The organism is Pseudonocardia sp. NPDC046786 (assembly GCF_040645415.1).
Classification (GTDB): domain Bacteria; phylum Actinomycetota; class Actinomycetes; order Mycobacteriales; family Pseudonocardiaceae; genus Pseudonocardia; species Pseudonocardia kongjuensis.
This window is the reverse complement of record NZ_JBEYYF010000010.1, coordinates 153,928-173,139: the sequence shown is the minus strand read 5'-3', so window position 1 is coordinate 173,139 and position 19,212 is coordinate 153,928. Positions and strand designations below refer to the sequence as shown.

At 75.2% G+C, this 19,212-nt stretch carries 15 protein-coding genes; 7 read left to right on the top strand and 8 right to left on the bottom strand.

Translation table 11 applies throughout. The features are described from left to right. Positions 1-121 precede the first annotated feature (121 nt). The 4 genes from ABZ881_RS15370 to sucC all read right to left on the bottom strand — a co-directional run bounded on the left by ABZ881_RS15370 (position 122) and on the right by sucC (position 5,758). Positions 122-2,059, bottom strand: a complete 1,938-nt coding sequence (locus ABZ881_RS15370) for a DUF6350 family protein (RefSeq protein WP_358485022.1) — start codon at positions 2,057-2,059, stop codon at positions 122-124. A 79-nt stretch (positions 2,060-2,138) separates the two neighbouring features. Continuing rightward, complete coding sequence (locus tag ABZ881_RS15365) at positions 2,139-3,518, bottom strand: DUF5336 domain-containing protein (RefSeq protein WP_358485021.1); 1,380 nt, start codon at positions 3,516-3,518, stop codon at positions 2,139-2,141. A 158-nt stretch (positions 3,519-3,676) separates the two neighbouring features. After that, complete coding sequence (gene sucD / locus ABZ881_RS15360) at positions 3,677-4,564, bottom strand: succinate--CoA ligase subunit alpha (protein ID WP_344029052.1); 888 nt, start codon at positions 4,562-4,564, stop codon at positions 3,677-3,679. A 3-nt stretch (positions 4,565-4,567) separates the two neighbouring features. Continuing rightward, entirely contained in the window at positions 4,568-5,758 is a 1,191-nt protein-coding gene (sucC, locus tag ABZ881_RS15355) for an ADP-forming succinate--CoA ligase subunit beta (protein ID WP_358485019.1), read from the bottom strand. 254 nt (positions 5,759-6,012) lie between these two features. Between sucC and ABZ881_RS15350 the strand changes: the two genes are divergently transcribed. From ABZ881_RS15350 to ABZ881_RS15340, 3 genes are all read left to right on the top strand, one after another. Continuing rightward, positions 6,013-7,011 carry an alpha/beta fold hydrolase gene (locus tag ABZ881_RS15350; protein ID WP_358485016.1) on the top strand — a complete coding sequence of 333 codons (999 nt, stop codon included), beginning with the start codon at positions 6,013-6,015 and terminating at the stop codon, positions 7,009-7,011. 310 nt (positions 7,012-7,321) lie between these two features. Continuing rightward, positions 7,322-8,164, top strand: a complete 843-nt coding sequence (locus ABZ881_RS15345) for a M23 family metallopeptidase (RefSeq protein WP_358485014.1) — start codon at positions 7,322-7,324, stop codon at positions 8,162-8,164. A gap of 102 nt (positions 8,165-8,266) precedes the next feature. Beyond that, a complete protein-coding gene (locus ABZ881_RS15340; protein WP_358485013.1) occupies positions 8,267-8,875 on the top strand; it encodes a DUF1707 domain-containing protein in 609 nt (202 codons plus the stop codon). Between the two features lie 9 nt (positions 8,876-8,884). On the opposite strand, the gene ABZ881_RS15335 is transcribed toward ABZ881_RS15340, so the two are convergent. Continuing rightward, positions 8,885-11,305, bottom strand: coding sequence for a UvrD-helicase domain-containing protein (locus ABZ881_RS15335; protein WP_358485011.1), 2,421 nt, complete (start codon positions 11,303-11,305; stop codon positions 8,885-8,887). Positions 11,306-11,570: 265 nt separating this feature from the next. Here ABZ881_RS15335 and ABZ881_RS15330 point away from each other — a divergent pair, with 265 nt between their 5' ends. Then, positions 11,571-11,876: a chorismate mutase gene (locus tag ABZ881_RS15330; RefSeq protein WP_358485010.1), complete on the top strand. Its 306-nt coding sequence runs from the start codon at positions 11,571-11,573 to the stop codon at positions 11,874-11,876. Between the two features lie 321 nt (positions 11,877-12,197). After that, positions 12,198-13,664 carry a hypothetical protein gene (locus ABZ881_RS15325; RefSeq protein ID WP_358485008.1) on the top strand — a complete coding sequence of 489 codons (1,467 nt, stop codon included), beginning with the start codon at positions 12,198-12,200 and terminating at the stop codon, positions 13,662-13,664. Between the two features lie 67 nt (positions 13,665-13,731). On the opposite strand, the gene ABZ881_RS15320 is transcribed toward ABZ881_RS15325, so the two are convergent. Both ABZ881_RS15320 and ABZ881_RS15315 read right to left on the bottom strand, forming a co-directional pair. After that, positions 13,732-14,406 (bottom strand): response regulator transcription factor, encoded by a 675-nt coding sequence (locus ABZ881_RS15320; protein ID WP_344029029.1) that lies wholly within the window; start codon positions 14,404-14,406, stop codon positions 13,732-13,734. Further along, positions 14,403-15,656, bottom strand: coding sequence for a PspC domain-containing protein (locus ABZ881_RS15315; RefSeq protein WP_358485075.1), 1,254 nt, complete (start codon positions 15,654-15,656; stop codon positions 14,403-14,405). Before ABZ881_RS15315 ends, ABZ881_RS15320 begins: the two co-directional genes overlap by 4 nt. 315 nt (positions 15,657-15,971) lie before the next feature. Here ABZ881_RS15315 and ABZ881_RS15310 point away from each other — a divergent pair, with 315 nt between their 5' ends. Both ABZ881_RS15310 and ABZ881_RS15305 read left to right on the top strand, forming a co-directional pair. Next, a complete protein-coding gene (locus ABZ881_RS15310) occupies positions 15,972-17,249 on the top strand; it encodes a PspC domain-containing protein (RefSeq protein ID WP_358485006.1) in 1,278 nt (425 codons plus the stop codon). Then, a complete protein-coding gene (locus ABZ881_RS15305; protein WP_344029023.1) occupies positions 17,242-17,472 on the top strand; it encodes a hypothetical protein in 231 nt (76 codons plus the stop codon). Before ABZ881_RS15310 ends, ABZ881_RS15305 begins: the two co-directional genes overlap by 8 nt. 158 nt (positions 17,473-17,630) lie before the next feature. Here ABZ881_RS15305 and guaA read toward each other — a convergent pair whose 3' ends face one another. Next, complete coding sequence (gene guaA, locus ABZ881_RS15300; RefSeq protein WP_358485003.1) at positions 17,631-19,193, bottom strand: glutamine-hydrolyzing GMP synthase; 1,563 nt, start codon at positions 19,191-19,193, stop codon at positions 17,631-17,633. Between the last annotated feature and the right edge of the window lie 19 nt (positions 19,194-19,212).

Sequence of the window (19,212 nt, the reverse complement as noted above, 5' to 3'; positions counted from 1 at the left end):
CGGCTCGCCGCCCGGTTCGCCGGGGGTGCCGGTGGTGCCGCGACCGCCGGTGTCGCCGTGGCTGCCGGCCACCCCGTGGTCGTCGGGATCGGCGGTGCTGCCGTTGTCGGTGGCGCGGTGGTCACCTGTCGTGGTCGGGGCTGTCGCGGTCGGGACTGTCGCCGTCGGTGGTGCTGTGGTCGGGGCTGTCGTCGTCGGCGCTGTCGCGATCGGTGGTGCTGTGGTCGGCACTGCTGTGGTCGGCACTGCTGTGGTCGGCACTGTCGTCGTCGGGGCTGTCGCGATCGGTGGCGCTGTGGTCGGCGCTGTCCTGGCCGGTGCTGTCGTGATCGGTGCTGTCGTGATCGGTGCTGTCGTGATCGGTGCTGTCGTGATCGGTGCTGTGGTCGGTGGCGCTGCCCGGATCCGGGTCGTCGGTCGAACGCCCGGCCGGGGTCGCGGCCGACGCCCGGCCGGGGGCCCCGGAGCCCGAGGTGCGGTGCCGTTCGACGAGGTCACCGACCGTGGCCGAGCGGCCCTGGCGCGCACCGCGGGATCGCGCGGGCGCTGGGCGCGCGGCCGGACGGCGACCGGACGCGCTGCCCATCGGGACGTGCCGGGCCAGCTCCGGCCCGGCGCAGGTGAGCAGCGCGGGCAGACCGACCAGGAGCAGCACCGCCCCGAAGAGGGCACCGGGGTGAAAGGACACCGGGTCGTACGGGCCGCCGCCGAGCGGGCCACCGGCCACGGTGGCGAGTACCGCCGCCCCGACGGCGCTGACGGCGGCCGCCGTCACCGGCGCGGCGATCCGGTCCGCGGTGGGGGCACCGGCCGGCAGCGCACGCCGGCAGGCCAGCCCGGTCAGCACGCCCACCGCCACCGGGAGCAGCAGCACCAGCGGTGCGGCGGTCGGGACGGCCGTCACCGGGAGGACCGCGGTGAGCGGGAACGGCGGCATCGGGCCGGGTTCGGCGGCCAGCGGCCCGGAGGTGGCGACGCCGATCGTCACGCCCGGCCCGCTCGTCCAGGACAGCGCGCCGACGAGCGCGTTCGGCAGGTAGCCCACGGTCAGCACGAGCACCCCGGTCGCGGCGCCCATCCCGGGGCCGAGCCGCAGGGCGATGTCGGTCACTGCGGGCGCGGTGAGAAGCAGCGCCGCGGTCAGCACGAGCGCGGCGGTGAGCAGCAGGCCGGTGGCCGCCACCCGGATCCCGGCCAGCGCCACCCCCGGCCAGCCCGCCAACACCCGGCGCCAGGCCACCGGGAGCCCGCAGGCGTGGACGACGCCGACCCCGGCGGCGGTGCCGCCGATCAGCCCGGCGCCGACCAGCGACGCCCACGGCGCGGTGACCGCCATCTCCCGCGGCAGCAGCGCACCGGCCAGCACGGCGACGGCCGCCGCGGCGCCGGCCTGGCTCGCGACCACGGCTCCCGCGTCGTGCCGGACCCGCCCGCCGAGCCGGCGCACCGCCCAGCGCGAGAAGCAGCCGACCAGCACGACGACCACGATCGTCGGCAGCAGCGGGAGGACGCCGAGCGGATGCCCGTCCAGCGCGATCGGGATCTGGTGGGCGGCCAGCCACATGGGGACCGCCGCGGCGAGCGCGCCGTCCGCGGTGACCGGGGCACCGCCGGTGCCGGTGAGCAGTGCGGCGACCGGTACCAGCATCGTGTAGCCGGCCAGCACCGCCCCCATCGTCGAGGCGAGCAGCACCCGCAGCCGGTCCAGACCGTGTCCGGTGCCGCCGCGTTCCGGTCGCCCGCCGGGACCGCCCGCGCGGGCCGTGCCACGGGACCGGCCGCGCCCGGTCGCAGCACCGTCGCGGGACCGGTCACGCTCCGCGGCACCCGCGTCACGGGGCCGGCTGCGGTCGGCGACACCGCCGTCACGGGACCGGCCGCGCTCGGTGGCACCCGCGTCACGGGACGCCCCCCGATCCGGGGCACCGCCGTCGCGGGACCCGCCGCGCTCGGCGACGCCCGCGTCGCGCACCCCGCCGCGGGTCCGGCCGGCCGCGGAGCCGGTCGTCCGGGAACGGGACGCGGGACGGCCGCGGGTGGGCCGGGACGGGGTGCTCACCCGGTCAGGGTCGCAGCGCCGGGAGGCCACCGACGGCAGGCACGCCGGGGACGGGGTCGCCGTCACTCGCGTCCCCGGCTCAGCCCGACGAGCCGCCGTCGGTGCGCAGTGCGCGGGTCGCCTCGTCGTCCGGGGCGTTCCCGGCGGGATCCGGCTGCCGGTGGCCCGGGGAGGACGCCGCACCGGTGCCGGGCTCGGCGCCGGGGACGTCCTCGCCGCCGTAGGGGCGGGTGCTGGGTGGCGGATCGGCCGGCGGCCCCGGCTGGGCGGTCCCGGACGGTCCCGGCGCCCACTCCGACTGCCCCGCGGAATGCTGGGACACCGACCGGGGTGTCCCGGACTGGGGCGACGGGGACTGCGCCGGGACCGGGTGGGCGGGCGAGGACGCCTGCCCCTGCTCGGGGAGCGCCGAGCCGGGCTGGGAGGCCGGGGAGATCCCCGGCGCGGGCTGACCGGACGACAACGGCGCGGCTGGCTGGGCCGGCACCTGCTGACCGGCGGCAGCATCATGACCAGCGGGAACACCGGCGGACGCCGGCTGCCCCGCACCCGGCTGACCGGCGGCCTGCTGGCCAGCGACCTGTTGGCCCGCGGCCGGCTGACCGGCGACCTGCTGACCGGCGACCTGCTGCCCCGTACCCGGCTGGCCCGGGTGCTGCTGGCCCGGCGCCTGCCCGTACCCACCCGGCTCGGACGCCGCGACCGGCCGCTCGCCGTAGGCGATCCCGGAGAACGCACCCCCGGACGGCACGCCCGACGGATGTGCCCCGGGCGTGTGACCGCCCGGCTGCGGACCGGCGTAACCGGGCTGGCCGTACGGGCCCGGGTACTGCCCGGGCGGCTGGGCGTGCTGGGCGTAACCGGGCGCGGCCTGCTGCCCCACGCCGTAGTGGCCGGGGACGGCGCCGTACTGGCCGTATCCGGGCCGCTGGAACTGGCCGGGCCCGGGCTGACCGGGGTAGCCGGGCTGCGGCAGCCCCGGCGTGGCCCACGGCTGCTCGGCCACGTGCGACGGCCGGGCCGGCCGCGGCGCGGGCGCCGACAGCACCCCGGACAGCAGGAGCTGCCCGTAGAGCAGCGCGGCCGCGGCGAGCAGGGCGAACGCCAGCGAGATCCAGCCCGCCGCACCGGCGGACACCGGGCTGCCGCTCGCGGTGAACAGGAACAGCATCGTCAGGAACCCGGTCCCGGTGAGCGCCACCCCGGCGACCAGGGTGCGGCCGGTGCCGGGCAGCAGCGACAGGGTGCCTGCGACCCCGCCACCGACGACCAGTGTCAGCGGGAGCAGGCTGCCCGCGCCGGCGTCGAAGAACGCCGCGATCAGCGAGATCAGGGCCAGCGCCCCGCCGCCCAGCACCGCGAGCCGCGCCGGACCTCCCTGGAGGGTGCCGGGATCACCGGCCTCCGCGGGTCGGGCAGGGGGTGCGGCCCCCGGGGAGGCGGGCTGGTGGCTCGTCATGACGGCTACTCCAGCGGGCCGCGACGGGCGCGGCGTCGGCGACAGGACTGCTCGGTCGCACGCTAGCCGATCGGGCCACCCGGTCGGGTGAGGCACCACGCGAACGCGCGGGCCCCGGGAGACGATCCCGGGCCCGCGCGTGCGTCGGCGAGTACCTGCTACTTCGAGGAGAGGATCTCCTTCATCAGCGCGGCGGTCTCGGACGGCGTCTTGCCGACCTTCACGCCCGCGGCCTCGAGGGCCTCCTTCTTCGCCTGCGCGGTGCCGGCCGAGCCGGACACGATGGCGCCGGCGTGGCCCATCGTCTTGCCCTCCGGCGCGGTGAAGCCCGCGACGTACCCGGCGACCGGCTTGGTGACGTTCGCCTTGATGAAGTCGGCGGCCCGCTCCTCGGCGTCGCCGCCGATCTCGCCGATCATCACGATGGCCTCGGTCTCCGGGTCCGCCTCGAACGCCTCGAGGGCGTCGATGTGGGTGGTGCCGATGACCGGGTCGCCGCCGATGCCGATCGCGGTGGAGAAGCCGAACTCACGCAGCTCGAACATCATCTGGTAGGTCAGCGTGCCGGACTTCGACACCAGACCGATCTTGCCGGGGCCGGCGATGTTCGCCGGGATGATGCCCGCGTTGGACTTCCCGGGGGAGATGATGCCGGGGCAGTTCGGGCCGATGATCCGGGTCCGGTTGCCCTTCGCGACGGCGTGCGCCCAGAAGTACGCCGAGTCGTGCACCGGGATGCCCTCGGTGATCACGACGGCGAGCGGGATCTCGGCGTCGATCGCCTCGATCACGGCGTCCTTGGCGAACTTCGGCGGGACGAACAGCACCGACACGTCGGCACCGGTCTCCTTGATCGCCTCCTCGACCGTGCCGAACACGTGGACGTCCTTGTCGCCCACGGTGTGCGTGGTCCCGGCCTTGCGGGCGTTCACGCCGCCCACGATGTTCGTGCCCGAGGCCAGCATCTTGGTGGCGTGCTTGGTGCCCTCGCCGCCGGTGATGCCCTGGACGATGACCTTGCTGTTCTCGTTGAGGAAGATCGACATGTCTCAGGCTCCAGCGTTCGCGAGCTCGGCGGCCTTGGCGGCCGCGTCGTCCATCGTGCCCACCACGGTGACGAGCGGGTGGTTCGCGTCGGCGAGGATCTGACGTCCCTCGTCGACGTTGTTGCCGTCCAGCCGGACGACCAGCGGCTTGGTCGCCTCGTCGCCGAGGATCTTCAGCGCCTCGACGATGCCGTTGGCGACCGCGTCGCAGGCGGTGATGCCGCCGAAGACGTTGACGAAGACGCTCTTGACCTCGTCGTCGCCCAGGATGACGTCCAGGCCGTCGGCCATGACCTGCGCCGAGGCGCCGCCGCCGATGTCGAGGAAGTTGGCGGGCTTCACGCCACCGTGCGTCTCACCGGCGTAGGCGACGACGTCCAGAGTGCTCATGACCAGGCCCGCGCCGTTGCCGATGATGCCGACCTGGCCGCCGTCGAGCTTGACGTAGTTGAGGCCCTTCGCCTTCGCCTTCGCCTCGAGCGGGTTCTCGGTGCGCTCGTCGACCAGCTCGGCGTGCGCCGGGTGCCGGAAGCCGGCGTTCTCGTCCAGGGTGACCTTGCCGTCGAGCGCGATCACCTTGTCCTGCGGGTCGCGGACCAGCGGGTTGACCTCGACCAGCGTGGCGTCCTCGGAGACGAAGGTCTCCCACAGCTTGACGATCACGGTCGCGGCCTCGTCGGCCACCGCCGCCGGGATCTTGCCCGCGGCGACGATCTCGTCGGCCTTGGCCTTGTCGACACCGGCAATCGGGTCGATCGCGATCCGGGCCAGCGCGTCCGGCCGCTCGACGGCCAGCTGCTCGATCTCCATGCCGCCCTCGGCCGAGCACATGGCCAGGAAGGTGCGGTTGGAGCGGTCCAGCAGGAACGAGAAGTAGTACTCCTCGGCGATGTCGCTGGCCTCGGTCACCAGCACCTGGTGAACGGTGTGGCCCTTGATGTCCAGCCCGAGGATGGCCTCGGCCTTCTCCTTGGCCTCGTCCGCGTTCTCGGCCAGCTTGACGCCACCGGCCTTGCCCCGGCCGCCGGTCTTGACCTGAGCCTTCACCACGACGGCGGTGCCCAGCTCGGCCGCCGCGGTCGCCGCGTCGGCGGCGTTGTCCACGGTCCTGCCCGGCAGCACCGGGACTCCGTGCGCGGCGAAGAGATCTTTCGCCTGGTACTCGTACAGGTCCACTCGGCTCTCCCGCTCCACTTCGCTCTCGTCGCGACCGGCGCGGCCCGGCTGCTCCCGGGGCGCCCCGCACAGGGGAGGCGGCAGCGGTCGCGGACGTCGGTCGTGCTGCGTCGGGGAGCCTAACCAGACCGGCCGCACCCGTCCTGACCTGGTCCTGGTGACTGCTGTCACCCCGCAAGAGCAGTCACCGATGACCGCGGGCGACCAACCCCGGTCAGGCCTGACCGTTTTGCCGTCTGGTTGCGGTGACGTTTCTGACCTATCGTTCGATCATGGCGACGGCGCTACCCGGATGGCGGCGCCTGCGCGCGGCGGCCGCCGGGGTCCCGTCCCTGGCCCTCGACCTCGGGCAGGCTGCCGGGTACGCGCTGCGCACCTTCACCTCGCCTGCCGGCCTGCGTGGCCTGGCCGTGGAGTGGGCCTGGCTCACCGCGCACGTGGCGCTCTACCCGGTCGGCCTGGCGGAGGAGACGGTCCGCCCGCACGGCCACTACCGCACCGACTCGCTTCCCCCGGTCAAGCGCAGCCTGGTGGTCGCCGACCCGGCCGCGGCGGGCACCCCGATCCTGCTGATCCACGGCATCATGGACAACCGTTCGGTGTTCACCGTCTTCGCCCACGAGCTCCGCCGCCGCGGGTTCGGTGTGGTGAACGCCATCAACTACAGCCTGCTCACCGGGGACCTGCGCAGTGCCGCGCACGAGCTGCACGGCCACGTCGAGCGGCTGCGCGAGGTGACCGGCTCGGAGAAGGTGCACATCGTCGGGCACTCGCTGGGCGGGGTGATCGCCCGCTACTACGTGCAGCGGATGGGCGGCGACGCGGTCGTCGACACCGTGGCCACCCTCGGCAGCCCGCACTCGGGCAGCAACCTGGCCCGGCTCGCGCCGACCGCGCTGTGCCGCCAGCTGCGGCCCGGCTCGGACGTGCTGCGCGAGCTGACCGAGCCGGCACCCGGCTGCCGGACCCGGTTCCTGGTGGTCTGGTCGCGGATGGACGAGATCATCCTTCCGCAGCGCAACTCCCGGCTCCGCCATCCCGATCTCGACGTGCAGGAGCTGGGGCTCGACGACGTCGGTCACCTGTCGCTGCCGATCGACCGGCGGACGGTGCACTGGGTGGCGAGCACGCTGGCCCGCGGCGAGCAGGAGCGGCGCGAGCACGACCGGGTCCGCGACCGGCGGCTGCGCGGCTCGCTGCGCCCGGCCGGACGGCGCGATCCGGGTTCCGCCGAAGCGGTCACCGACCAGCGCGGGGCCCCCGCCTCCTGACGACGCCGGCGACGGCTCCCCGCACCGGCCAGACCGGTCGTCGATGATCTCCGACCGTCCGCAACCACCCGGTGGCACGCCGTTGCCACACCGCGACTCGCGGGTTACCGTCGCGTCGTCCACGTCACGGACCGATCACGGTGGTCGGCGCCCTCCCCGAACGGCGCCATCCCCGACGGAGCCCCCACTCCGACGACCACCGGCGAACGGCCCGCGGCGCCATGAACACCCAGAAGGGCAGGTCTTGGCGCGCCACCGCTCCCCCAGCGGCGCCATCCGACCGGAGCTCCGGCCCGGCACACTCCCCCGTGTGCCGGTCACCGCGGGCGGTCACCGGCTCCCGGCGCCACCGCCGACGATCTCGCGCACCCGTGTGACGGTCGCCGCCGCAGCCGGCGGTGCGCTGGTCGCGGCCGGGCAGACCGTGGCGGGCACCCTCGGCATCCCCGCACTGGCGGGTGCGCCGTCGGTGGAGGAGTCCTACGAGCGGATCGCCGCGTCGGCGATGCTCCCGGTGCCCGCCGAGCCGGCCGCGGCGACCGCACCCGCGATGACCTCGGCGATCGGTGGCGAGCAGCTGGCGACCGCGTCGTCGGTGCCCGATCTGGCGCGGACGGCCGCGGTCGACGTGGAGAACCTGACCAAGGCCGCCCGGCTCGGTGAGCAGGCCGCCAAGGTCGAGCGCGCCCTGTCCACCGCGATGTCGCAGGGTGCCCCGAAGGCCGTCGTCTACGACGGCGAGCCGTTCGTGATGCCGACCTCGGGCCGGTTCACCTCCGGCTTCGGTGCCCGCTGGGGCGTGCAGCACTACGGGATCGACCTGGCCGCCCCGATCGGTACGCCGATCTTCGCGCTCACCGACGGCGTCGTCGAAGAGTCCGGGCCGGCCAGCGGGTTCGGCATGTGGGTCGTGCTCCGGCACCACGACGGCACCGCGACGGTCTACGGGCACATCAACCGCTCGCTGGTCGAGGTCGGTCAGCAGGTCCGGGCCGGCGAGGAGATCGCCGAGGTCGGCAACCGCGGCCAGTCCACCGGCCCGCACCTGCACCTGGAGGTGTGGGAGGCGGACGGCACCAAGACAGACCCGCGGCCGTGGCTCGCCGCGCGCGGCCTCGACATCAGCGGCGCCACCGGCAGCCGGGACGCCTGAGCCGGTCGCCCGACGGTCCCGGACCGGGCGGCGGGACCCCCGGAACCGCCGGGTCGGGTCCCCGCCTTCCCCTCGCCGGAGGCGACCCGACAGGATGTCCGGGTGGGGGACGACTACCGGATCGGGGACGCCGAGCGGCGGGCGGTCGACGACCGGCTGCAGCGCGCACACGGCGAGGGACGGCTGACGCTGGAGGAGTACGAGGAACGGTCGGCCAAGGCGTGGGCCGCCCGGCACCGCTCCGAGCTGGCCGGCCTGACCGACGACCTGCCGCCCGACGACCGGGCGCCCGCCACCCGGGCGGGCGCGGCCCCGGCCACCTCACGGGCCCGCGAGATCGGCCTGGAGTGGGCGCGCACGGCGGGCGGGACGCTCACCACGATCGCGCTGGTCGCGGCCGCCCTGTGGGGCGGCTCGCACCTGCTCGGCGGGGATGACGGCACGGTCGTGTTCGGCAGCCGCACGGTCGGCGTCGCCGAGGACCGCGACCGGGTCGAGCTGGGGGTGCTGTTCGGCTCGGTCCGGGTCGTCGTGCCCGACGACGCGCGGGTGACCGTGGGCGGCTGGAAGGTGTTCGGCTCGGTGGACTGCGAGACCGCGTGCGCGACCACCGGCGGGCAGCCCGTCCGGGTGGAGGTGTCCGGCGCGTTCGGCAGCACCGAGGTCCTCACCCGCAGCGAGGCCGTCGCCGATCCGGACGACGATGACTGAGCCGCCCGACTACAGCTTCTGCATCGGCACGCCGCCGATCAGCATCAGCCGGACGGTGCCGCCGCTGCCGAAGTCGATCGTCACCGTGGCCCGCGGCCCGGACCCGTCGGAGGCGACCACCGTGCCCAGGCCGTACTTGTCGTGGTTGACCCGGTCGCCGACGTCGAGCTGCAGGGACTTGTTGTTCAGGCTGCGCTCGGGGACCTTCCAGTCGCCGCGGTCGGAGCCGGAGCGGCGGCCGAAGCCGAACCGGCCGACCGGGGCGGACGGCCGCTCCGCCACCAGCTGCTCCTCGGTGCGCCGCCAGTCGACGAGCTCCGGCGGCACCTCGTCCAGGAAGCGGGACGCGGGATTGGTACTCGGCTGCCCGAACGCGGACCGGACGATCGCCCGGGAGAGGTAGAGCCGCTGCTCGGCGCGGGTGATGCCGACGTAGGCGAGCCGGCGCTCCTCGGCGAGCTCCTTCGGGTCGCCGAGGGTGCGCAGGTGCGGGAAGATCCCGTCCTCCCAGCCGGTCAGGAACACCACCGGGAACTCCAGGCCCTTCGCCGTGTGCAGGGTCATCAGGGTGACCAGGCCGGAGTCGTCGTCCGGGATGGAGTCGGCGTCGGCGACCAGCGCGACCCGCTCCAGGAACGCGGCCAGCGAACCCGGCTCGGGGACGCCGGCGGCGATGTCGTCGTCGGCACCCGGGCCGTCGGTGGCCGGTGCGGCCCCGTCGTCCGGATCGGTCGACAGCGCCGCCAGGTCGGCCACCGCCGCGTCCCCGGCGAACTCGCGGGCTACGGTGACCAGCTCGGCGAGGTTGTCCATCCGGGTACCGTCCTGCGGGTCTTCGGAGGCCTGCAGCTCCTCCAGGTACCCGGTGCGCCCGTAGACGGCCTCCAGGATCTCGGCGGTGTCGTCCCCGCGCTCGACCAGCTCGCCCAGCTCGTCGAGCATCCGGACGAACCCGGCGATGTTGCGCTGCGACCGGGTGGCCAGCGCGGGCAGCCGCTCCGGTTGCTCGGCCGCGGTGCGCAGCGCGCGGGCGAACGACGTGCGCTCCCGCTCGGCGTACTCGGCGACGACCGCCTCGGCCCGGTCGCCGATGCCGCGCTTGGGTACGTTCAGGATGCGGCGCAGGCTGACCGTGTCCTCCGGGTTGGAGAGCACCCGCAGGTAGGCCAGCGCGTCCCGGATCTCGCGCCGCTCGTAGAAGCGCACGCCGCCGACGACCCGGTAGGGCAGCCCGACCCGGAGGAAGACGTCCTCGAAGACCCGGGACTGGTTGTTGGTCCGGTAGAACACGGCGATGTCGGAGTTGCGGTACTCGCCGGAGTCGACCAGCCGGTCGATCTCCCGGGCGACGAACGACGCCTCGTCGTGCTCGTTGTCGGCGACGTAGCCGACCAGCTTCTCGCCGTCGCCCGCGTCCGACCACAGCCTCTTGTCGCGGCGCTCGGTGTTCCGCGCGATGACCCGGTTGGCCGCGGTGAGAATGGTCTGGGTGGAGCGGTAGTTCTGCTCGAGCAGGATGGTCCGCGCGTCCGGGAAGTCCTGCTCGAACTCGACGATGTTGCGGATGTTCGCGCCGCGGAAGGCGTAGATCGACTGGTCCGAGTCGCCGACCACGCACAGCTCGGCCGGGGCAGCCTGTGCCGTCGCGGGCAGCACCAGCTGGCGGACCAGCTCGTACTGCGCGTGGTTGGTGTCCTGGTACTCGTCGACCAGCACGTGCCGGAACCGGCGCCGGTAGTACTCGGCGACGGCGGGCATCCGGTCCAGCAGCGAGACCGTCTCCATGATCAGGTCGTCGAAGTCGAACGCGTTCGCCTGGCGGAGCCGCGCCTGGTAGACGCCGTACACCTCGGCCACCCGCCGCTCGTGGTCGTTCGCCGCGCGCTCGGCCGCGTCGTCCGGCGAGAGCAGCTCGTTCTTCAGGTTCGAGATCTGCGCGGCCAGCGCCCGCGGGGCGTACTTCTTCGGGTCCAGCTCCAGGTCCCGGCCGACGATGCCGACCAGCCGGCGGGTGTCGTCCGCGTCGTACACCGAGAAGGCGCTGCGCACCCCCAGGTGCTTGGCCTCCCGGCGCAGGATCCGCACGCACATCGAGTGGAACGTCGACACCCACATCGGGCCGGACCGGCGGCCGACCAGCGCGTCGACCCGCTCCTTCATCTCGGCCGCTGCCTTGTTCGTGAAGGTGATCGACATGATCTCGCCGGGGTGCACGCCGCGCTCGGCGAGCAGCCAGCCGATCCGGTGGGTGAGCACCCGGGTCTTGCCGGAGCCGGCACCGGCCACGATGAGCAACGGCGATCCCGCGTGCGTGACCGCCTCTCGCTGCCGGTCGTTGAGACCCTCCAGCAGCTGGCGGCCGCGCGAGGTCTTCGGCTCGGCGGCGGACCCGCCCTGGCTGGTTCCGGGGAGTTCGAACAGCGCACTCATCGTGTCGAACACGGTACGCCGGGGGTCCGACACTCCCGAACCCGCGGCCGTCATCGCGCCGGGTGGTCTAGACTTCCGCGCGTGCGCAACGTGTACGTCGGCGGGCGATTTCGCCACGGGTCCCGGACCCGGGTACCCGCTGCGCCCACCGCGCCCACCGTCTGAGCGCAGAGCCACCAGCACGCCCCGGAGTCCGCGGACCCGGGGCGTTCGCGCGTCCCCGGTCCCCGGGCCCGAGCACCCGACCGACCGAGACGAGGAGCCCATGCCCGCCACCGACCCCCGCCCGCACGGCACCCGCACCGACTCCGTCCCCACCGCCGCGGACGACGAGATCGACGCGCTGCGCACCGAGATCGACCGGCTGGACGCCGAGATCCTGGACGCGATCCTGCGGCGCACCGAGGTCTCGAAGCGGATCGGCGCCGCCCGGATGGCGGCCGGCGGCCCGCGGATCGTCTACAGCCGCGAGATGGCCGTGCTGGACCGGTTCGACGCGCTCGGGGCCGAGGGCCGGGAGCTGGCGATGATGCTGCTGCGCCTCGGCCGCGGCCGGCTCGGCGGGCGCTGAACCGGCACCCGTCCCGCCGGGGCGTGCGGCACACGGCGTGTCGGCGGATCAGATCACAACCGTTCGCCGATTCGCCCGGTGTGCCCGCTGCGTGACCGATTCCGAAGGCGACGGGTGACCGACCTGGGACTTCCGACCCCGGTGCGTCACACACAGGTTGCCTGCGACGCCAACGAGCAGGACGAGCGGTTGGATACGCCCGATGAACGGGAATCACCCTAAAGGGGTACCTGCGACGAGCGGAGGGTCACCACTTGGGACGGGGCGGCTCATCCGGTACATCTTCCCTGGTCGAAATGACCCGAAGGAGGACGTGCGGCCGTGACCGACACCCCCGCCGGTGCCCCGCTCCCCGGCGCCCAGGGCGGCGCCTCCGGGCCCCGTGAGGTAGTGAGCGTCGCCGAACTGCTGGCCAGGCACACGGCAGGCGCGCGCGAGTCCCGGCACGAGACCGGTCCGCTGACCGGCCCCGTGCTGTCCGTGGGCGACCTGCTGCGCCGGGAGGGCCGCGCGCCGGTCCCCGCCGCGGCCGCCGACGTCCCCGCCGCCGGTGCTCCCGGCGGCTGGCCCGACATCGACCTGCCGCAGCCGCGCCCCGCGGCCGTCGCGGCCCAGGAGTGGGCCAACCGGCCCGCGGCCGGCCGCCGGCGGGCGGGTGCCGTCGCCGGTGCCCTGGTCGCCGCAGGTTCGGTGCTCGGCGCCGCCATCTACAACGGCGCCGCGTCGCACCCGTCGGACGCCCAGGCCGCCGCGGACGGGCTGTTCCCCGGCGTCGGGCTGCCGGCGAGCGCCCAGACCGACGGTCTGCCCGGCCAGTACCTGACCGCGAACGTGGCACTGCAGTCGACGCTGGAGACCCTCCCGGCGACCGCGCCCGGCGCGACCAACTGGATGGAGGTCGCGTTCCCGCAGCAGGCGGCCGGGTCCACCGCCGCGGCCACGGTGCGCCAGGTCTCCACCGGCTCCGGCCCGAGCGCCGCCGCCGCAGTGCCGGTGCAGCGCGCCCCGGAGCAGGGCGGTCAGGGTGGCGGGCTGCTGCCCGGGATCCTCTCGCCCGCCCCGTCCGCGCCGGGCACCCCGGGCACCCCGGGCACCCCGGGCACCGGGACCGGTTCCACCGCCACCGGCTCGCCGATCGGCGGGGTCCCGCTGGTCGCGGCGCTCAACAACCCGTCCCGCCCGCCCGCGGCGAACCTGATCGAGCCGGTCACCGCGCCCGGCCCGGCGCAGGGCGGCACCAGCACCGGCCCGCTGCAGGACATCACCGAGGCCGCCCGCCCGGTCGGGTCCACGGTCGGCGGCGTGGTCGCGCCGGTCGCCCGGGCCGCGGCACCGGTCGGCGAGACCCTCGGCGGCACCCTCAGCCCGGTCACCTCGGCCGTCACCCCGGTGACCGAGGCGGTGCAGCCGCTGACGAAGCCGCTCACCGACACCCTGGAGCCGGTCACCACCCCCGTCCTGGGGGCGCTCTCCCCGGTCACCGAGCCGGTGCTGAGCGCGACCGAGCCGCTCACCGGTCCGGTGCTGAAGGCCGCCGCCCCGGTGACCGGCCTGCTGGACACCTCCGCGAAGCGGGACTCCGGCGACGGCGGGTCCTCCGACGGTGGGTCCTCCGACGACGGGGGCAGCGGGGCCACCCAGCCGCTGCAGGCCGTCACGAAGCCGGTCGGCCAGACCCTGGGCGCGGTGACCGAGCCGGTCGGCGGCGTGCTGTCCGGTGCCACCGAGCCGGTCGGCGGCGCGCTCGGCGGCGTGACGAAGGGCGTCGGCTCGCTGCTCGGCGGCTGAGCACGACCCGTACCCCGAACGGCCCCGGACCAGCTGGTCCGGGGCCGTCGGTGTCACGGCGTCCGGATCAGACCAGCCTGCGGTCGGTCGCCCAGCGCGACAGCTCGTGCCGGTTCGACGTCTGGGTCTTGCGCAGCACGCTCGACACGTGCGTCTCGACCGTCTTCACCGAGATGAACAGCTCCCCGGCGATCTCCTTGTAGGCGTAGCCCCTGGCCAGCAGGCGCAGTACGTCCCGCTCGCGCTTGGTGAGCTGGTCGACCTCCGGATCGACCGGCGGGGCGGCGCCCGGGCGGTCGGAGAAGGCGTCCAGCACGAACCCGGCGAGCCGCGGCGAGAAGACCGCGTCGCCGGCCCGGACCCGGCGCACCGCGTCCGACAGGTCCCGGCCGGAGATCGTCTTGGTGACGTAGCCGCGGGCGCCGGCCCGGATCACGCTGATCACGTCCTCGGCCGCGTCGGACACCGACAGCGCGAGGAACACCGACTCGGTGCCCGCCGCCCGGGTCCGGCGCAGGATCTCCGCGCCGCCCCCGCCGGGCAGGTGCACGTCGAGCAGCACCACGTCCGGGGCAAGGTGCCCGACGCCGGCCACCGCCTCGTCCACCGATCCGGCCTCGCCGATCACCTCGACCACCGGCGTGCCGCCGTCACCGCGGTCGAGCTCGGCGCGCACCCCGGACCGGAACAGCGCGTGGTCGTCGACCAGGTAGACCCGGATCGGATCGCCGTCGTCGCTCATACCGTCTCCTTCTCCCCCAGCGGCATCGACAGCCGCACCTCCGTACCCGAGCCCGCGCCGGTCCGGATCCGGACCGTACCGCCGTGCCGGCGCATCCGTTCGTGCACCGAGTCGGCGAGGCCGTGCCGGTCGCCGTCCACCGCGTCCGGGTCGAAGCCGCGCCCGCGGTCCCGGACGAACACCTCGGCGGCGCCTGCGGCGCCGTCCTCGCCGGGTTCGACCTCCACGTAGACGTCCACCTCCGAACATCCGGAGTGCTTCGCCGCGTTCACCATCGCCTCGCGGGCCGCGAGCACCAGCGCCCGCAGGTCGCCGTCCAGCTCGGCGTCACCGACCAGGACCGGGCCGACCGTGACCGCGTAGGTGTCCTCGACCTCGCCGGCGACCCGGGTGATCGCCGCGGACAGCGTCGTCTCGGTCGCCGCGGCGCTGCCGTCACCGCCCCGCGCCCGGCCGCCCGGCCCGTACAGCCACGCCCGCAGCTCCCGTTCCTGCCCGCGGGCCAGCCGCTGCACCTCGCGGGCGTCGCCGGCCTGCCGCTGGATCAGGGCGAGCGTCTGCAGCACCGAGTCGTGCAGGTGCGCCGCGATCTCCACCCGTTCCGCCTCCACGGCGCGGGCCTGCCGCTCCTCCCCGAGGTCCCGGACCAGCCGTACCCACCACGGCACGGTCAGCACCGCGACGCCGAGCAGCGTGGCGAGCGCGGCCAGGATCCCGAACCTGACCTGGCCGAGATCGAGGTTGCCGACCAGGAACACCGCCAGCCCGGTCAGCACCAGGGCCGCGCCGAGCAGCGTGCGCAGCAGCGCCGCCCGCCCGCCGACGACCCGGCTGCGGGCGTCGCGCGCCCACCGCCTGCGCTGCGCCTCGTCTGCCTCCCGCCAGACGACGGCGGCACCCACCGTCGCGAGCCCCAGCGGCCCGGCGATCCAGCCGAGCACCGACGCCCCGGAGGTCGCCGCGACCAGGGACAGCCCGAGACCCAGGGTGAGCAGCCCGGCCGCCTGCAGCCGCTCGGAGCGGGTCACCGTGCGCTCGACCGGATCGTCCTCCTGCCGGACGAACACCCACAGCAGGCCGTAGGCCAGCACCCCGGCCCAGCCCAGGAAGGTCAGGACGACGAACGCCGCCCGGACCCACCGCACGTCCACCCCCACGTGGTCGGCGAGACCGCCCGCGACGCCGCCGAGCAGCCGCCCGGTGCGCCGCCGGGTGAGCGGGGCCGCGGGCCGGGTGGCCGGGCCCGGCACGGTCGTCGCCGCGCCCGGGTCCGCCTGGTCCGGCGGCGCAGCCTGGTCCGGCGGCGCAGCCTGGTCCGGCGGCGCGGCCCGGTCCGGCGGCGCAGCCTGGGTCCCGGCCGGCTCCGGGGACGTTCCCGGCTGCTCCCCGGGCACCACGTCCGGTTCGCGCACGACGGTCGCGGGCGGGCTCCCGGTTCGCGGGTTCGGGCTGTTCACCCCTCCATCGTCACACGCGCCGCGCCCCGGGCCTTCCGGTCCGGTTCCGGGGTCGCCTCGGGGTTGTCCCGGAGACCCCGGGGCTCCGGGGCGGGCAGAGTGACCTGCATGAGCGGATCGGGGGCCCCGGGGACGGGGGTGCAGGCGACGGACACCCTGCGCGACATGTGGGAGTCACGGCCACTGCGGCCGCGCGACGACCGGAAGCTGGCCGGCGTCGCCGCGGCGCTGGCCCGGCGCTACGAGCTGGATCCGACGCTGGTGCGGGTCGGCTTCGTCGTCGCGGCGATCGCCGGCCCGGGACTGCCGCTGTACCTCGCCGGGTGCGCGGTGCTGCCGGATGCGGGGCGGCCGGGGGGCCCGCCACCGCAGCGCGGCGGATCGACCTCCGCGCTCGCCGCGGTGCTGCTGACGATCGCGGCGCTGCTGGCGATCCCGCTGGTGATGCCGGTGGACCGGCTGATCGCGACGATCGTCACGCTGGGCCTGCTGGTCGCGGTGCACGTGACCCGCGGGGGGCGCCCGGGCGGCCGGACCGCCGCGCTCACCCCGACGCCGCCGGTGCCCTGGGCCGCACCGGACGGGACGACCGCCGCGATCCCGGCCCGGGATCCGGGCCGGCCGGGTACACCGCCGGTCGCGCCGCCGGAGCCGGAGCGCGCACCGCCGGCGTGGGACCCGCTCGGCGTCGCACCGTTCGCCTGGGACCTCCCCGAGCCGGGCCCCGAACCGGCGCCGCCACCCCGGCCGCGCTCCAGGGTGACCCCGGTGACCCTCGCCGTCGCGCTGGTCACCGCGGGCATGGTCGGCGTCGTGGTGCTGGCCGCACCCGGCGCGCTGCCCGCCTCCGCGGTCCCCGGTGCGGCACTCGCCGTCGTCGGGTTCGGGTTGCTGGTGGGTGCGTTCCGGCGGGCCGGGCGCTGGCTGATCCCGTTCGCGGTGCTGCTCGCGATCGTGACCTGGCTGGCGACGTTGCTGAACGGTGCGCTGGGCCCGGACGGGTGGGCGGTCCGCGGCGGGATGGGCCCGATGATGGACGCCCCGGCGACGGTGGCCCAGCTCGCGCCGGAGTACCGGCGCGGCACCGGCAGCATCGAACTGGACCTGACCCGGCTCGACCTCACCGCGGCCCCCGGCGCCGAGGGCCCGGTGTCCACCCGGGCCGAGGTGGGTGCCGGGGCGGTGATCGTCCGCGTTCCGCAGGACGCCGATCTCGTCGTGCGCAGCTCGGCCGGATGGGGCGACGTGACCGTCGACGGCCAGTCCCGGGCCGGGCAGGACGCCCGGCTCGACGTCACCGATCCCGGGCCGGACGGTCCCGGCGGACGGGTACTGGAGCTCGACCTGCGGGCCGAGATGGGAGCGGTGGAGGTGCAGCGTGGCTGAGCAGGGCGGTACCGGCCGGGACGGCCGTGCGCGAACCCGGCCGGATCCGGTCGGGCTGGTCGCGGGCCTGCTGTCGCTGCTGGTCGCGGCGGCCGGGATCACCGGGACGGGCCCGTGGGAGGTCGTCGACATCCGCTGGCTGCTGGCCGGGACCGCGGTCGTGGCCGGGATCGCATTCCTGGTGGCGAGTGTGCGTAACTCCCGGGCGGCCACGGACGACTAAGGGAGAGACGACGGGTGCCGGCGGGCTGGGGAGCCTCGCCGACGTCCGTTCCACCCGCGAGGTCGCGGCTCCGACGGGGGTCGAGCGCCGCTCGACCCGGGTGGGCCGGGGCGGGGCCGGACTGACCGGCTCCGCCCCGCATCACGTGGGCCCGGGGCTCACTCCCACTCGATGGTGCCCGGGGGCTTGCTCGTCACGTCGAGCACCACCCGGTTCACCTCGGACACCTCGTTGGTGATCCGGGTGGAGATCCGCTCCAGCACCTCGTAGGGCAGCCGGGTCCAGTCGGCGGTCATCGCGTCCTCGGAGCTGACCGGGCGGAGCACGATCGGGTGCCCGTAGGTGCGGCCGTCGCCCTGCACGCCGACGCTGCGGACGTCGGCCAGCAGCACCACCGGGCACTGCCAGATCTCCCGGTCCAGGCCGGCCGCGGTGAGTTCGTCGCGGGCGATCGCGTCGGCGGCGCGCAGCGTCTCCAGCCGGTCGTGGGTGACCTCGCCGATGATCCGGATGCCCAGGCCGGGGCCGGGGAACGGCTGCCGGGCGACGATCACCTCGGGCAGCCCGAGCTCGGCGCCGACCTTGCGGACCTCGTCCTTGAACAGCGCGCGCAGCGGCTCGATCAGGGCGAACTCGATGTCGTCGGGGAGCCCGCCGACGTTGTGGTGGCTCTTGATCGTCGCGGTGTTGTTGCCCGAGCCGTCCACCCCGCCCGACTCGACGACGTCCGGGTAGAGCGTGCCCTGCACCAGGAAGTCGACCTTCTCCTCGGCCAGCACCTCGGCGGTGGCGGCCTCGAAGACCCGGATGAACTCCCGGCCGATGATCTTGCGCTTCTCCTCCGGGTCGGTGACCCCGGCGAGCGCGGCGAGGAAACGGTCGGCCGCGTCGACAGTGTGCAGCTTCGCCCCGGTGGCGGCGACGAAGTCCGACTCGACCTGCTCGCGCTCGCCGGCGCGCAGCAGCCCGTGGTCGACGAACACGCAGGTCAGCCGGTCGCCGATGGCCCGCTGGACGATCGCGGCGGCGACCGCGGAGTCGACCCCGCCGGACAGCCCGCAGATCGCCCGGCCGTCGCCGACCTGGACCCGGACCGCCTCGACGGTCTCGTCGATGATCGACGCCGTGGTCCAGCCCGGGGTGATGCCGGCGACCTCGTGCAGGAAGCGGCGCAGCACCTCCTGGCCGTGCGGCGAGTGGCCGACCTCCGGGTGGTACTGCACGCCGGCCAGCCGGCGGCCGGTGTCCTCGAAGGCGGCGACCGCGACCCGGTCCGACGACGCGGTCACGGTGAAGCCCTCGGGCGCGGCGGTCACCGAGTCGCCGTGGCTCATCCAGACCGGGTGCCGGGCGGGCAGGCCGTCGTGCAGCACGCCCGGCGACCCGGACAGCGTGACCTCGGTGCGGCCGTACTCGCGGGTGCCGTCGTGCGCGACCTCGCCGCCGAGCGCGCGGGCCATCGCCTGGAAGCCGTAGCACATGCCGAAGACCGGGATGCCGGTGTCGAACAGCGCCGGATCGAGCGCCGGGGCGCCCTCGGCGTAGACGCTCGCCGGGCCGCCGGAGAGGATCACGGCGGCGGGCCCGCGGGCGACGATCTCGGAGACGGGCGTGGACGCCGGGACGATCTCGGAGTACACGTCGGCCTCCCGCACCCGCCGGGCGATGAGCTGCGCGTACTGGGCGCCGTAGTCCACGACGAGGACGGTCGGGGTCTGCACGCGTCAAGGGTAACGACGC

Bases quoted from the DNA above. Each gene is read 5' to 3' on its own strand.
- ABZ881_RS15365 (WP_358485021.1), bottom strand. From the start codon at position 3,518: ATGACGAGCCACCAGCCCGCCTCCCCGGGGGCCGCACCCCCTGCCCGA.
- sucD (WP_344029052.1), bottom strand. From the start codon at position 4,564: ATGTCGATCTTCCTCAACGAGAACAGCAAGGTCATCGTCCAGGGCATC.
- ABZ881_RS15350 (WP_358485016.1), top strand. From the start codon at position 6,013: ATGGCGACGGCGCTACCCGGATGGCGGCGCCTGCGCGCGGCGGCCGCC.
- ABZ881_RS15335 (WP_358485011.1), bottom strand. From the start codon at position 11,305: ATGAGTGCGCTGTTCGAACTCCCCGGAACCAGCCAGGGCGGGTCCGCC.
- ABZ881_RS15330 (WP_358485010.1), top strand. From the start codon at position 11,571: ATGCCCGCCACCGACCCCCGCCCGCACGGCACCCGCACCGACTCCGTC.
- ABZ881_RS15320 (WP_344029029.1), bottom strand. From the start codon at position 14,406: ATGAGCGACGACGGCGATCCGATCCGGGTCTACCTGGTCGACGACCAC.
- ABZ881_RS15310 (WP_358485006.1), top strand. From the start codon at position 15,972: ATGAGCGGATCGGGGGCCCCGGGGACGGGGGTGCAGGCGACGGACACC.